The organism is Bowmanella yangjiangensis (assembly GCF_018531185.1).
Taxonomy (GTDB): Bacteria; Pseudomonadota; Gammaproteobacteria; order Enterobacterales; family Alteromonadaceae; genus Bowmanella; species Bowmanella yangjiangensis.
In genome coordinates this window covers 1,327,422-1,341,773 of record NZ_JAHDJU010000001.1, presented here as the reverse complement: position 1 = coordinate 1,341,773, position 14,352 = coordinate 1,327,422, and the positions used below count along the sequence as shown (strand labels likewise).

The window sequence follows — 14,352 nt, the reverse complement described above, 5'->3', positions numbered from 1 at the left end:
GATATGGATACAGCAAAGCAAAAAGTAGATACACAGAATAACGGCAGCGTTGCAAATTTGGAACTGCAGAAGGGGGGACTGAATGCAACCATTCTGCCCTACGGGCCGCCGCCGAATGCGCGGCGTTCAAAAATGCTCCTGGCATTTTTGTCGAACCAAGGGTTCAAACCATGGCCGCCCTGCACGGGAAATAAAAGAAAAGCCCCGTCCAGTTGGAAGTGTTTATTCAGTTTTGGAATTTACATCGGGAGGGATTACAGAATACGTCCTGTATTCTGCCTTACGAGCCGCCGTTGACTGCGCGGCGTTCAAAAATGCTCCTGGCATTTTTGTCGAACCAAGGGGTCAAACCATGTCCGCCCTTCACGGGATATAAAAGAAAAGCCCCGTCCAAATGGACGGGGCTTTTCTTTTATATGGCGGTGAGGGAGGGATTCGAACCCTCGATACGTTGCCGTATACACACTTTCCAGGCGTGCTCCTTCAGCCACTCGGACACCTCACCTAAATTTTATCAGTCTACTTTGGAGTAAAACTCGGGGTGTGACTTACACCAACGAACAAGCAAGCCGAGCTCCCCCGTTCAAGCGCCGCGTATGTTAGGGAATTCATTATTGTTAATCAAGGAAAATATCGAGCTGACCATGTCGTTCGCTAAATAATTAAACAAACGGCTCATAAGTCAGCGCTATATCAGCCTCAAGCATTGCCTTTTACTTTCATGCTATGCGCCGCAGCGAAGTCCAACATGCGGTTCAAAGGAATCATCGCCTTAACCCTCGTAGCCTCATCCACGAAGATTTCATGGCCACTATTATCCGTCAGGGCTTGTCCAATGGCATCCAACCCATTCATTGCCATCCACGGACAATGCGCACAACTCTTACAGGTTGCACCATTTCCACCGGTAGGCGCTTCAAGGAATACCTTACCAGGTGCCGCTTGCTGCATCTTATAGAAGATACCTTTATCGGTAGCAACAATCAGACGCTCATTGGGTAAGGTTTGCGCCGCCTTAATTAACTGTGATGTTGACCCTACTGCATCAGCCATCGCGACAACGTTAGCCGGAGACTCTGGGTGCACTAATATGGCGGCATCAGGGTATTGCTGCTTTAACGAAGCCAGCGCCCTGGCTTTAAATTCGTCATGAACAATACAGGCACCTTGCCACATCAACATTTCAGCACCGGTTTGCTTCTCAATGTAAGCCCCCAGATGACGGTCGGGGCCCCACAGAATTTTCTTACCCTGACTATCCAGGTGCTCAACGATTTCTAATGCAATACTGGAAGTCACTACCCAATCAGCTCGGGCTTTCACCGCGGCCGATGTGTTGGCATAAACCACCACAGTATGGTCAGGATGCTCGTCACAAAAAGCACTAAATTTATCGATCGGACAGCCTAAATCCAGTGAACAAGTCGCTTCTAAGGTTGGCATCAGAACGGTTTTTTCCGGACTGAGGATCTTGGCCGTCTCACCCATAAATTTAACGCCAGCAACAATCAGAGTTTGTTCTTTGGCGTCTCGGCCAAATCTGGCCATTTCTAATGAATCAGCGACACAGCCGTTGGTTTCTTCGGCCAACGCTTGAATAACCGGATCGGTATAGTAGTGCGCGACCAGGACGGCATTCTTTTCTTTCAACAAACGTTTGATACGCTCTTTGTATACCTGTTGCTCCGCTTCATCTAAGGCTCTGGGCTTAGGCGGAAATGGATATTCGAGAGTATCAATGGTTTGAGTCTGAATCATGGTGCGGCTCGGCATTGCTACGGGGCTGCGGATTATACAAGCTTTACAAAAGAATTGATACGGCGTGACGGTTGTCAAAGAACTATGACATTGAAGCATATAAATACGAGCGTCATGTTCTATATATAAAGGCAATGTAATGAGGAGGAAACATGTGGATTGAAGGCACTGTTGCAAAACGCAAAGACTGGAATGAAAAGCTGTTCTCGCTGTTTATCCGCGCTGATATTCCCACCTTTATTCCGGGTCAGTTTATTAAGGTCGCTTTGCCATTCGAGGATAAGCGCATAGGTCGGGCCTACTCGTTGGTGAATCAACCAGGCGATTTGCTGGAAATACTGGTTGTCGCTGTCGAAAATGGCAAACTCTCCCCTGCCCTGGCGAACCTTAACGTTGGCGACGATATACAGGTCAGCGACAGAGCCAGTGGCTTTATGACCTTGGATGAGATACCTCCTTGCCGTGATCTCTGGATGTTAGCTACTGGTACAGCCGTTGGGCCTTTTATTTCAATGTTAAGAAGTGCTGAAGTTTGGGCATCCTTTGCTAACATTGTGCTGGTATATGGTGTGCGCAATGCAGATGACCTGGCTTATCTGGATGAGCTTCGCAACATGGAAAAACAACGACCACAGTTTTCTTTATACCTGAGTGTCACCCGTGAATCATTTCAAGGAGCCTATAAAGACAGAATTACAGCCTTAATAAGTAGTGGTGAACTCGAGCAGACAACAGGATTGACCATCAACGCTCAAAATAGCCATTTTATGTTATGCGGAAACCCGCAAATGGTCAGTGAAACGCAAACCATATTAAAAGAGTTGGGATTAAGTCCTCACCTAAAACGACAACCAGGGCAAATAACCATCGAGAAGTATTGGTGAGACAAAAAAATGTGGCTGCGAACAAACTTAAAAACGTCTTACAGAACGTCTTTAATTGCATTATTCTCGCCAAGAAAAGCACATTTTTTGGCCATTACGGTGTCATTTTTGCGCAAAGCGCCTATAAATAAAGCATTCGGAAAGAAAAATGAAACTTTCTGGGAGAATTGGGTTGCACCTGATTCTGAAATAAGTATTATATGCGCCCGTTGCAGCAGACAACGAAAACAAGTGGGTCGTTAGCTCAGTTGGTAGAGCAGTTGACTTTTAATCAATTGGTCGCTGGTTCGAATCCAGCACGACCCACCACTTTCTCAAAGCATTCAGGCAAAGAGAAAATCTGCTACCTTCCATAAGATTGTGGGTCGTTAGCTCAGTTGGTAGAGCAGTTGACTTTTAATCAATTGGTCGCTGGTTCGAATCCAGCACGACCCACCACAATCTAAAAAACCAAACAATCCAAACTCCTATCCTACTTGATACAACCATTTTTGGGTCGTGTTGGGTGAGAATCAGCCGGTTCGACAAATTTTTCTGGAAAAAATTTGAACATCGCGTCGTTAGCGATGGCCCATAGGGCAAAATACAGGATGTATTTTGTAATCCAGCCCACCACAATCTAAAAAAACAAGCAATCCAAACTCCCTATCCTACTTGATACAACCATTTTTGGGTCGTGTTGGGTGAGAACCAGCCGGTTCGACAAATTTTTCTGGAAAAAATTTGAACATCGCGTCGTTAGCGATGGCCCATAGGGCAAAATACAGGATGTATTTTGTAATCCAGCCCACCACAATCTAAAAAAACCAAGCAATCCAAACTCCTATCCTACTTGATACAAGCTTTTTGGGTCGTGTGGGGTGAGAACCAGCCGGTTCGACAAATTTTTCAGGAAAAAATTTGAACATCGCGTCGTTAGCGATGGCCCATAGGGCAAAATACAGGATGTATTTTGTAATCCAGCCCACCACAATCTAAATCCATCTGCTCCTTTAAAGCACCGCGACCCTCTCGATACAACTTGAGTGGCCATTCCAGGGCTAACGCCTTCCGAGCGTAGGATCCTTCACAGTGAAGTGTGAACTGCACACAGAGGGAATAGAGAGAAGCTGGTTTGCCGTCTACCGGGCATAAAAAAACGCCCCAGAGTGGCACTCTGCGGCGTTCAATGAGATTTGCAACTTACAGTTAATTGGCTTTAAGCGTACGAAGCCTAGGTTCTGCCAACTTTCTGGCCGAAGAGTCAGGATATTCCCGCACAACCTGCTCATAAAGCTGCTGTGCCCTGGCAAGATTTGACTGATTCTGAGCAATCATTCCTAACTTCAGCAAGGAGTCGGCACGCTTGTTGGAATCAGGAAATTCGCTAATAACCCGTTCAAAATGGCTAGCAGCACCACTCCAATCCTGTTTGTTAAACAGTAATTGCCCCAACCAGTACCTGGCGTTAGCAGCAAAACCGGAATTCGGATAGGCTCTCAGAAAGGCCTCAAATTCGGGAATGGCTTGATCGTACTGCTTGTCCCGTAGAATCAGATTTACCGCTCTGTCATAAGCTTCTTGCTCGCTCATTGAGCCAGCCGCCGGCCCTGTATCAGCAGCAGAAGTAGAAAAGTCTGACTGACCAGCAACAGGTCTTTTCATAACCGCATCAATGCGTTTATCAATTTCAAGATACAGCTCGCGCTGACGCTCTAGAATTTGCTCAAGCTTGTGGCTATGTAATTCCACTACCCCGCGCAAATCGTTAACCTCGTTCTGCAACTGGTCTAACTGAGCTTGAACAGAATGCTGAGCATTGGTCCTGGCATCCACCATTCTTTCCAGCGCAGCCATACGACTTTCCAAACTGCCGGAAGTTACATCGGTCACGGGCGCAGGAGCCGCACAAACGGCGGCTCCCATAAAGGTTGCGACTAAGGCTACGTGGCGCTTAATCATCGTCAAAACTTAACGATAAACCAATACGCCGCGACGGTTCTTAGCGAACGCCGCTTCGGTCAGGCTTGGATCCAGAGGTTTCTCTTCACCGTAAGACACCACTGAAATCTGAGAGCTGCTTACACCGGCGTTTTGCAGGTAGGTAGCAACAGACTTAGCACGACGCTCACCCAATGCAATGTTGTACTCAGGGGTACCACGGCTGTCACAGTGGCCTTCAACTGTTACACGCTGACCAGGGTTTTTGACGAGGAATGCCGCATGCTTGTCCAGAATACCGTAGTACTCAGAACCAATGGTAGAACGGTCAAAGTCAAAGTACACGATTTGTTCATTTTGCAGTGCATCCAACTCTTCACGAGCCAGCTCTTGAGGAGTTTTCACACGCTCAACAGTACCGGTTTGCACGTTAGAAGATTCTTGTCCTGCGCTGGTTTGAGTCTGATTTGTTGACGCTTGATCATCAACCTGGCTGCTGGAAGAACAAGCCATCAGAGTGATAACTGGCAGAGCAATGATGACGCCCTTGAATACTTTGTTTAGTTGCATTCTCGTGATCCTTATTGTTTTCAAAGGTTTTAACAAATTACATTAAAAACGGCGACCAGCTTGGTGATTTAACCTGTCCATTAGCCGCAGGTAACCTTGCCTTAAAGCGCCCATCCAACGATACAAGCGACAGTACCTGCTTTCTGTTATGCAGGGTACTGTATATTATCATACTGCCGTTCGGCGCAATACTGGGTGACTCATCAAGATAAGTCTTGGTCAGCACCTGCATCAAACCGGACGACATACTTAATCTTGCAATGTGATAGTTACCATTAGTGCGATTAACCATCACCACTTCCTTGCCGTCGGGCGTGACCGTAGCCCCCAGGTTCATCTCTCCCTCAAAAGTCAAGCGGCGAACCTTGCCCGAGCCTAAATTTACGCTATATAACTGAGGTTTACCACCCCGTTCTGAGGTAAAGATGATGTTTTGCCCATCGGGTGTCCAGCTTGGTTCGGTGTCGATATTACGACTGTCTGTCAGGCGACGAAGCTGTCGGCTGGCCAAATCCATAATATAGATATCTGGGTTACCATCTTTAGACAGTACCATCGCCAATTTCTTACCATCTGGCGAGAACTGGGGTGCCCCGTTAATACCAGGGAAATCGGTGATCCGGGTGCGGCTCATGGTATAAATATCCTGAATATATATCTGTGAGCGATGATTCTCAAAACTCACATACGCCAGCTTACTGCCATCAGGAGACCACACCGGCGACATCAAAGGCTCTTTCGAGCGCAGTAAAACGGTTTCGTTGAATCCGTCATAATCTGCGACTACCAACTGATACGGGAAAGGCTCTTGGGCTCTGTCGCGCACAATAACGTAAGCAATACGGGTTAAAAATGCACCACGTTCACCGGTTAGTTTTTCATAAACGATATCAGAGATACGGTGAGCATGCTGCCGGAAGCTATTTCCGTCTATAGCATGCTGACGATTGGCCAGAATATGATCGCTACTGCCGACCAGTTTACCGTTACTCAACACTTGGGCTTTGCCACCGGTAATCTGGCCACGCAGTACATCAATCAGTTCAAAAGATACCAAAAAACGGTCAATTCCCTGCTCTTCAACTTTACCCACCAGAATTGCCTCAATGCCCTTACTGGCCCAAGCGGCATAGTCCACCTCACCATCTCGGCTCGGCATTTGCGGCATATTGGCGGTTTTAATCGGATTGAATTTACCACTTCTGGCCAAGTCGGCGGAAATTACCTCGGACAAACTCAGCGGCATAGGTCCCTGCCCTTTCCATTGGAAGGGCACTATAGCAACAGGCCTGGCCGTATCAATACCTTCGGTAATGACAATTTCCAGCGTTGCATTAGCATTCAGGGCACAACATAGATATGCCACAGCAGCAAATAACAGTTTTTTCATCACAGATTTGGCTCTACGGTTAAGTTAATATCTCTAAGCTTTTCATATACGTCCGGCTCGGGCGATACGGGCAATGTCTCGGCCTTATAAACGGCGGTTTGTGCCGCCCGGCATAAAATCGCATCGCCATTTAACACCCGAACCTGCGTCACCAGTCCATTCGAAGCAAGACGAATGTTCAGTCGGCAGGATTTCCCTTTCATGGATTGATCCACTATCAGGTTGCGCTGAATAGTTTGTTTAATCAGCGCCGTATATTTTTGCAATTCAGTTAGCACTTGCTGGCTACGACGGCGCTGCTGAGCAGCCTGTTCCGCCTGCAATTGTTCCTGCATCTGCCTTTCCATCTCAGCGCGTTCTTGTGCTTCCCGACGCTTACGCTCATCTTCCGCTTTCTTTTCACGCTCGCGTTTTTCTTTGGCAGCCTTCTCCGCCTTTAAGCGCTCTTGCTCCTTACGCTTACGCTCGGCTTCAGCTTGCTCCGCACGCTTTTTCTCTTCTGCCTGTTTACGTTTAGCCTCGGCCGCAGCCGCTTCAGCCTTGCGCTTTTCATCGGCCTTACGCTTTTTATCTAGTTCAAGTTGGCGCGCCCGCTCTTTTTCTTGCTGACGTTTTTTCTCCGCTTCCCTGGCTTTACGCTCTATATCCGCCAGTCTCTGTTGTTCAGCGCGCTTCTCTGCGTCCTTCTTGTCCTGTATTCGCTTAGCTTGCGCATCAATTACCGCCTTATCAATAGCGACGGCCTGCACCACATTTACCTGAGGTAAATCCGGGGTTGGCATAGGTGTATGAAAATTCACACTGACAGCGAGCAGCACAACAAGTACCAAATGCAGAGCAACGGATTTCCATAGGGAAATCTTCAACTTGTCCATCTACTGCTCCGTGGAATCCGTCATCAAACCAACAGAAGGCACGCCCGCTTGTTGTAACAGTACCATCAACTGAACCACTTGGTTGTATGCCACTCTGCCATCGCCCTTAACAACAACTGGCGCCTCAGGTTGCAGCTTTAACTGTTCAGCCACCAGAGCAGCCAATTCATCTGCTGCCATGGGCTTATCGGGATTTCCACCAACATTTAAAAAGTACTCGCCATCCATATTTACAGACGCAATGATTGGTGGCTTAGAGTCGTCAGACAGTGCTTCTGCAGAGGCTTTGGGCAGCTCTACTTTTACGCCTTGTGTCACCAAGGGTGCTGTCACCATAAAAATGATCAACAGTACCAACATGACGTCAATATAAGGAACGACGTTAATTTCCGAGACGGGGCGGCGACGCTTTCTCTCGTACATATCCGCTCCTAGGCTGCGCTTTCGCTGGCGTGAGACTGGCGATGCAGAATACTGGAAAACTCTTCCATAAAGTTGGCATAGCTGTTTTCCAGCTTCTCAACCTGATGGCTGAAGCGGTTGTAGGCAATAACTGCCGGTATGGCAGCGAATAAGCCCATAGCCGTTGCAATCAAAGCTTCCGCAATACCAGGGGCAACCATGGCCAAGGTGGCCTGCTGCACTTCTCCCAAGGCGATAAAGGCAGTCATAATGCCCCAAACAGTACCAAATAAACCGATATAGGGGCTGATAGAGCCAGCCGTGGCTAAAAAGGGCAAATGGCTTTCTAATGAATCAACTTCTCGGGACAATACAACCCGCATGGCCCGGTAAGTACCGTCCATGACGGCTTGTGGTGAGGCAGCAGCACTTTTGCGTAAACGGGCAAATTCTTTAAAACCGGCCACAAACAAACTCGCCATACCGGATACTTGATTTCGTGCTGAAATTTCCTGGAACAAGCGGTTTAAATCACCACCAGACCAAAACTTATCTTCAAACTTTCGAACTTCGGCCTGAGCGAACTTCAGCGCTTTGCTACGTTGAAAGATAAATGCCCAAGACACAACTGACGTCGCCAGCAACAACAGCATAACAAGTTTGACCAACAAGCTGGCTTGCATAAATAAGCCAAATACAGACATTTCACCTGACACTGGACAGTTCCCCTAAAATAAATTCCGGTATGCCGATAGGTTTCATCTCAACCAGGTTGACACAAACCACCTTCACCGACGCGCGCACTAATACGTTGTTATTCTGATCTAAGATCCTTTGCTGGAATAGCAAGCTGGCTCGTTTTATCTCAGTTATCTGAGATTCAACCCGCAGTAGTTGGTTAAACCTGGCAGCCGCCTGATAATCCACTTCCACCCGTTTGACGACAAAACCTATGGATTGTTCCAATAACTTGTCTTGTTCTATACCTAAAGCCCGCAACCATTCGGTTCTGGCACGCTCTAAAAACTTCAGGTAGTTGGCATAATACACTATGCCTCCAGCATCCGTGTCCTCATAATACACACGGATTTCATGAATATGCGTCGTCACCGCTAGTTATTCCAAAAGTTATCATTCAGCCCCTAGCATACCAAGACCGACTACCCTCTGTAACGGGTAAACTGTCGCAACTGATGTTTTTTTATACCAATAAACAAAGATGCTAAGCCCTTATTCTATGTGCATTGAGCGCGAATTGGTGTCTTGCACAGTCTCAGAAAATCCATCTTTATGATATATAACTGCATATCTATTTACCTACACTGCATAAAGCCATAACCAAAGGTAAATCCGATAGTATTTTTAATAGATTGTAAAATAGACAAAACAGCAAGGTCGCGTTTTTAAAGGCGTTAGAAGTGATTATTTCAGAAAAATTACAATAACAAATTTAAACAACAAGTTTACACATTAGTTTTACTAATGATAAATGACAGAAAAACTCAATTGTGCAATCACCGTAAAGCCGTAAAATACACTTCGTATTCTGAGCTAGCGCACGATGTTTCATCTTTGAGAGCCAGATGCATTTGTCACATCTCCTGTTGACATGTTCCCTGGAAGAGTTTTCCTTTTCCTTCAACACTTGTTGCTTTTGCCCACCTTTTAGGTGGGCTTTTTTTTGCCTGTTTTAAACGTAAGGCGTAAGGCGTAAGGCGTAAGGCGTAAGGCGTAAGGCGTAAGGCGTAAGGCGTAAGGCGTAAGGCGTAAGGCGTAAGGCGTAAGGCGTAAGGCGTAAGGCGTAAGGCGTAAGGCGTAAGGCGTGAAATTCTGGCTTAACGTATTGATACGTCAATATTTATCCAGACTTTCCCAACTCGGGCAAAATAGCTAGGCGGTTGTTATCTGTTGTTGGTTTACCGCTTCACAGAGAGTCGGACCTGAGCCCGACACCTCTGAGTCACTCCCAACCTCTAACCTTGAACATCAAAGCCCAAATGCAGGAAGGCTCTTTGGGTGGCTATACGTCCACGGGGGGTGCGCTGTAGAAATCCTTGCTGAATTAAGAAGGGCTCTATCACATCTTCTATCGTATCTTTCTCTTCACCAATCGCGGCAGCCAGGTTATCTAACCCCACAGGCCCACCGGAAAACTTGTCGATAATGGCATTCAGTAGTTTTCTGTCCATGTAATCAAAGCCTTCCTTGTCGACATCCAACATGTCCAATGCTTTGGCCGCTACTTGGGCAGAGATAACTCCATCGGCTTTGATTTCTGCATAATCCCGCACCCGGCGTAGCAATCTGTTGGCAATACGTGGGGTCCCTCTGGCCCGTCTGGCCACCTCAAGCGCGCCTTCTTCCTGCATGTTTAAATTCAGGTAATTGGCCGAACGCTGCACAATCTGCGTCAGATCGCGCACATTGTAAAACTCCAGGCGCTGAACAATACCGAAGCGGTCACGGAGCGGCGACGTTAACGAACCGGCACGGGTAGTAGCCCCAACCAGGGTAAAAGGTGGCAGGTCGAGTTTGATAGAACGGGCCGCTGGCCCTTCACCAATCATAATATCCAACTGATAGTCTTCCATGGCCGGATAAAGAATCTCTTCCACTACAGGGCTCAGACGGTGAATTTCATCAATAAACAACACGTCATGGGCTTCAAGATTGGTGAGCAGCGCCGCCAGGTCTCCGGCTTTTTCCAGCACAGGACCGGAGGTGGTTTTAATATTCACCCCCATCTCATTAGCAACAATATTTGCCAATGTGGTTTTGCCAAGTCCAGGTGGGCCGAAGATAAGTAAGTGATCCAGCGCATCCTGACGCTTTCTGGCAGCTTGAATAAAGATTTCCATTTGCTCACGCACATGATCCTGGCCAGTATAATCGGCCAACATTTTGGGACGTATGGCACGATCTACCGCTTCATCTTCTTCTCTGGCAGTAGGCTGGATCAGTCTGTCGGCTTCTATCATGTTTTAGGCATCTCACTCATGCGTGGCTGAAATGTGGATGGCAACGGCATTAAAGCATAGAACGCAATGCGTCGCGGATTAGCTGCTCAGAACTTACACCCTCTTTGTACAAAGACTTGACGGTTTTTTCCGCTTGCGCTGTTTTATACCCCAAAGCAACTAAGGCACTGATTGCCTCATCTCGAGGATCATCCGATACCACAAAAGTATTCTCTACCGGTCCGGTTTGTGAGGCAAGGGTAAAGGCTTGCTCATCGTCGCCAAGGAAATGCTTCAACCTGTCCTTGAGCTCAACTAACAGACGTTCAGCGGTTTTACGCCCTACCCCAGGCAGTTTTATCAGTGCACTGACATCCTGATTTTGCACGCAAATGACAAATTGGCTGGCCGACATACCCGATAAAATGGTCAGTGCCAGCTTAGGCCCAACACCATTGGCCTTGATAAGCTCTCTGAACAAAGCCCGTTCGGCTTTGCTGGCAAATCCGAACAGCAGCTGAGCATCTTCCCGCACCACAAAATGGGTGTATACCACAGCCTCTTTGCCAAGCTCCGGAAGCTGGTAAAAACTGGTCATGGGCATCTGGATTTCATAACCCACACCACCCACTTCAATAAGTACTTCAGGGGGCTGTTTCTCAATTAGTGTGCCGCGAATTCTGCCTATCATTGTTATTTCCTACTATTTATATCTTGCGCCACTCAACCTGGCTTAGCGGCGCAATCGGCCCCTTACCGTTTTACTCGCCTGCCCGGCCAGCTTTATCAAGCTTTGGCTGGTATGACCGTGGCATAACGCCACCGCCAAGGCATCCGCCGCATCTGCCTGAGGTTTACCGGGTAATTTGAGCAAGTAGGTGACCATATGCTGAACCTGCTCTTTGACTGCACTGCCTTTGCCGACCACCGCTTGTTTGATTTGCCGCGCCGAGTATTCAGAGACCAACAATCCCTGATTGGTCGCCGCCACAATTGCCGCGCCCCTGGCTTGGCCAAGCTTGAGTGCAGAGTCCGGATTTCGCGCCAGAAACACCTGCTCAACCGCCATCTGGGTGGGTTGATACTGAGTGATTAGCTCGGTGATGCCATTGTAAATAAGCTGCAGGCGCTCGGGTAACGCGCCCTCTGGCAAACGAATACAGCCACTGCCTAAATACTCAAATTTGCCGCCTACCTGACGTATTACGCCATATCCGGTGATCCTTGAACCTGGGTCGATACCCAAAATGATACTCACTGGTCTTGCTCCCAAGTGCAGGCCAGTTGTTGAATTGCCTTACGATTGGTTTGCGACCACACCTTATCCACTGCATCCTGCCAGGGTAGCCACAGAAAATCACTGTGCTCGCTAAGTTCAATGGCTTGGTTGGGTTTCACCTTCAGGCTAAACACGTATTCAGTGTTGGTGGTCACGCCTGGCGCGTATCTGTGACGCCAGGCTGGACGGATTTCATATTCGTTGGTAATAGCACAATCCACCAGTTGATAACCAAGGTGCGCAACATCAATACCCGTTTCTTCCAGCACTTCGCGCAAAGCGGTCTGGAAAGGATGCTCATCCGGCTCCATAGAGCCGGTGACCGATTGCCAGAAATTGGCATCATCCAGACGCTGCATCACCAGCACCCGGTGATGCTGGTCGTATATCACCACCAGCACCGAGCGCGGCTGTTTAAAACTCATTGGCTGGTTTTAACAGTCTGGATAGCCAGTTCTTTCAGTGCATCAGGATTGGCAGGGGACGGCGCGTCAGTCAACGGACAAGCCGCGGTGGTGGTTTTGGGGAAGGCCATCACGTCACGAATAGAGCTTGCGCCCACCATCAGCATCACCATACGGTCTAAACCAAAAGCCAAGCCAGCATGTGGCGGCGCACCGTAGCGCAGCGCTTCAAGCAGGAAGCCGAATTTAAGCTCAGCTTCTTCATCGCTGATACCCAAAATACGGAACACTTCTGCCTGCATGGCCTGGTCGTGAATACGCACCGAGCCACCGCCCAATTCCACACCGTTTAGTACCATATCGTAGGCATTGGATATGGCATTTTGCGGATCGGCAGCTAGTTGTTTTGGGGTCATACCACGCGGCGCGGTAAACGGATGATGCAGGGCGTACAAATTGCCATCTACTTCCTCGAACATTGGGAAGTCCACCACCCATAAAGGGCGCCACTCACCTTGTAGCAGGTTCAAGTCTTCACCCAACTTGAGACGCAGAGCGCCCAGGGCTTCGGTGACCACACGGGCAGAATCAGCGCCAAACAACAGGATATCACCGGTTTCAGCACCCGTGCGCGCCAACAAGGCATTCGCCACTTCTTCACCGAGGAATTTAAGAATAGGAGACTGCAAACCTTCAAGACCTGCGGCCTTGTCGTTCACTTTTAACCAGGCCAGGCCTTTAGCACCGTAGATCCCGACAAAATTACCGTAGTCATCCAACTGCTTGCGAGACAAACTAGCTCCACCGGGAACTCGGATAACACTCACACGGCCTTTGGCATCATTAGCCGGACCACTGAATACCTTAAACTCGACATCCTTAACCAGGTCTGCCACATCCACCAGCTCCAGTGGGTTACGCAAATCCGGCTTATCACTACCGTAGCGCTGCATGGCGTCGGCATAGGTCATACGCGGGAAGTCACCGAGATCTACATTCAGCAGGTCTTTGAACAAGCCGCGAATCATTCGTTCGGTAATGGCCATCACGCCATCTGCATCGAGGAAAGAAGTCTCGATATCAATCTGGGTAAACTCAGGCTGGCGATCGGCGCGCAAGTCTTCGTCACGGAAGCACTTAACAATCTGGTAGTAGCGATCCATACCCGACATCATCAGCAGCTGTTTAAACAGCTGTGGTGATTGTGGCAGGGCAAAAAACTCACCTTTATGGGTGCGACTGGGTACCAGGTAATCGCGAGCACCTTCCGGCGTCGCTTTGGTCAGGATCGGGGTTTCAATATCCAGGAAACCCTCGTCTTCCAGATAACGACGCACCGCACCTGTTACTTTAGCGCGGAACATCAGGCGCTGAGTCATGACAGGGCGACGCAGATCCAGATAACGGTATTTTAAACGCTGCTCTTCAGAGTTTTCCTGATTAAAATCCAGTGGCAAAGGGGCGGCTTTGTTTAGCACTGTCAGCGCTTTGCCCAAGATCTCAATTTCCCCAGTGCTCATGTCTTTATTGACCTGACCTTCCGGACGGGCACGCACTAAGCCTCGGATCTGCACACAAAATTCGTTACGCACTTTATTGGCTTGTTCGAAAACCTCTGCCAAATCAGGGTCGTACACGACTTGTACTACGCCCTGGCGATCACGCAAATCGAGGAAAATAACGCCACCTAAGTCACGTCGACGATTTACCCAACCTGTCAGGGTTACTTCCTGACCAACAAAGGATGCATTGATATTGCCGCAATAATCTGTGCGCATGAATAAAACCTTGTCCTACAAAAACGGCCCTGAACTGGCCGATAAAAAAAGCCGAAACCAAAGGCCGCATAGTATACCCAAACCAAACGAATATGCGAGGTGTCACGCAGGCTTCTGTCATCACCTGATACTTTG

General features: G+C 48.4%; 14 protein-coding genes and 3 tRNA genes. 3 read left to right on the top strand and 14 right to left on the bottom strand.

Annotation, left to right across the window (positions count from 1 at the left end; translation table 11 throughout):
• Positions 1-417 precede the first annotated feature (417 nt).
• Both KJY73_RS06030 and nadA read right to left on the bottom strand, forming a co-directional pair.
• Positions 418-505 (bottom strand) — tRNA-Ser (locus KJY73_RS06030).
• Between the two features lie 194 nt (positions 506-699).
• A complete protein-coding gene (gene nadA / locus KJY73_RS06025; protein ID WP_214341373.1) occupies positions 700-1,758 on the bottom strand; it encodes a quinolinate synthase NadA in 1,059 nt (352 codons plus the stop codon).
• A gap of 152 nt (positions 1,759-1,910) precedes the next feature.
• Between nadA and KJY73_RS06020 the strand changes: the two genes are divergently transcribed.
• From KJY73_RS06020 to KJY73_RS06010, 3 genes are all read left to right on the top strand, one after another.
• The gene (locus KJY73_RS06020) at positions 1,911-2,642 is read left to right on the top strand and encodes a ferredoxin--NADP reductase (protein WP_214341359.1); all 732 of its coding nucleotides are present in this window, start codon (positions 1,911-1,913) and stop codon (positions 2,640-2,642) included.
• Between the two features lie 233 nt (positions 2,643-2,875).
• Positions 2,876-2,951, top strand: a tRNA-Lys gene (locus KJY73_RS06015).
• A gap of 53 nt (positions 2,952-3,004) precedes the next feature.
• Positions 3,005-3,080, top strand: a tRNA-Lys gene (locus tag KJY73_RS06010).
• A gap of 750 nt (positions 3,081-3,830) precedes the next feature.
• On the opposite strand, the gene ybgF is transcribed toward KJY73_RS06010, so the two are convergent.
• The 12 genes from ybgF to aspS all read right to left on the bottom strand — a co-directional run bounded on the left by ybgF (position 3,831) and on the right by aspS (position 14,217).
• Entirely contained in the window at positions 3,831-4,583 is a 753-nt protein-coding gene (gene ybgF / locus KJY73_RS06005; RefSeq protein WP_214341357.1) for a tol-pal system protein YbgF, read from the bottom strand.
• 9 nt (positions 4,584-4,592) lie between these two features.
• Entirely contained in the window at positions 4,593-5,132 is a 540-nt protein-coding gene (gene pal / locus KJY73_RS06000) for a peptidoglycan-associated lipoprotein Pal (RefSeq protein WP_214341353.1), read from the bottom strand.
• Positions 5,133-5,169: 37 nt separating this feature from the next.
• Positions 5,170-6,522 (bottom strand): Tol-Pal system beta propeller repeat protein TolB, encoded by a 1,353-nt coding sequence (tolB, locus tag KJY73_RS05995; RefSeq protein WP_214341351.1) that lies wholly within the window; start codon positions 6,520-6,522, stop codon positions 5,170-5,172.
• Positions 6,522-7,397: a cell envelope integrity protein TolA gene (tolA, locus tag KJY73_RS05990; RefSeq protein ID WP_214341349.1), complete on the bottom strand. Its 876-nt coding sequence runs from the start codon at positions 7,395-7,397 to the stop codon at positions 6,522-6,524. Before tolA ends, tolB begins: the two co-directional genes overlap by 1 nt.
• Positions 7,398-7,820, bottom strand: coding sequence for a protein TolR (tolR, locus tag KJY73_RS05985; RefSeq protein WP_206592902.1), 423 nt, complete (start codon positions 7,818-7,820; stop codon positions 7,398-7,400).
• A gap of 8 nt (positions 7,821-7,828) precedes the next feature.
• On the bottom strand, positions 7,829-8,515 hold the full coding sequence (tolQ, locus tag KJY73_RS05980) for a protein TolQ (RefSeq protein WP_206592901.1): 687 nt from the start codon (positions 8,513-8,515) through the stop codon (positions 7,829-7,831).
• Positions 8,505-8,909, bottom strand: coding sequence for a tol-pal system-associated acyl-CoA thioesterase (gene ybgC, locus KJY73_RS05975; protein ID WP_206592900.1), 405 nt, complete (start codon positions 8,907-8,909; stop codon positions 8,505-8,507). The genes tolQ and ybgC overlap by 11 nt, the downstream gene beginning before the upstream one ends.
• Before the next feature lie 863 nt (positions 8,910-9,772).
• The gene (gene ruvB, locus KJY73_RS05970) at positions 9,773-10,777 is read right to left on the bottom strand and encodes a Holliday junction branch migration DNA helicase RuvB (protein ID WP_214341347.1); all 1,005 of its coding nucleotides are present in this window, start codon (positions 10,775-10,777) and stop codon (positions 9,773-9,775) included.
• Between the two features lie 49 nt (positions 10,778-10,826).
• Positions 10,827-11,447: a Holliday junction branch migration protein RuvA gene (gene ruvA, locus KJY73_RS05965; RefSeq protein WP_214341346.1), complete on the bottom strand. Its 621-nt coding sequence runs from the start codon at positions 11,445-11,447 to the stop codon at positions 10,827-10,829.
• Between the two features lie 42 nt (positions 11,448-11,489).
• Positions 11,490-12,014, bottom strand: coding sequence for a crossover junction endodeoxyribonuclease RuvC (ruvC, locus tag KJY73_RS05960; RefSeq protein ID WP_206592897.1), 525 nt, complete (start codon positions 12,012-12,014; stop codon positions 11,490-11,492).
• Positions 12,011-12,460 carry a dihydroneopterin triphosphate diphosphatase gene (gene nudB, locus KJY73_RS05955; protein WP_214341344.1) on the bottom strand — a complete coding sequence of 150 codons (450 nt, stop codon included), beginning with the start codon at positions 12,458-12,460 and terminating at the stop codon, positions 12,011-12,013. Before nudB ends, ruvC begins: the two co-directional genes overlap by 4 nt.
• Positions 12,457-14,217 (bottom strand): aspartate--tRNA ligase, encoded by a 1,761-nt coding sequence (aspS, locus tag KJY73_RS05950; protein ID WP_214341343.1) that lies wholly within the window; start codon positions 14,215-14,217, stop codon positions 12,457-12,459. Before aspS ends, nudB begins: the two co-directional genes overlap by 4 nt.
• Positions 14,218-14,352 lie beyond the last annotated feature (135 nt).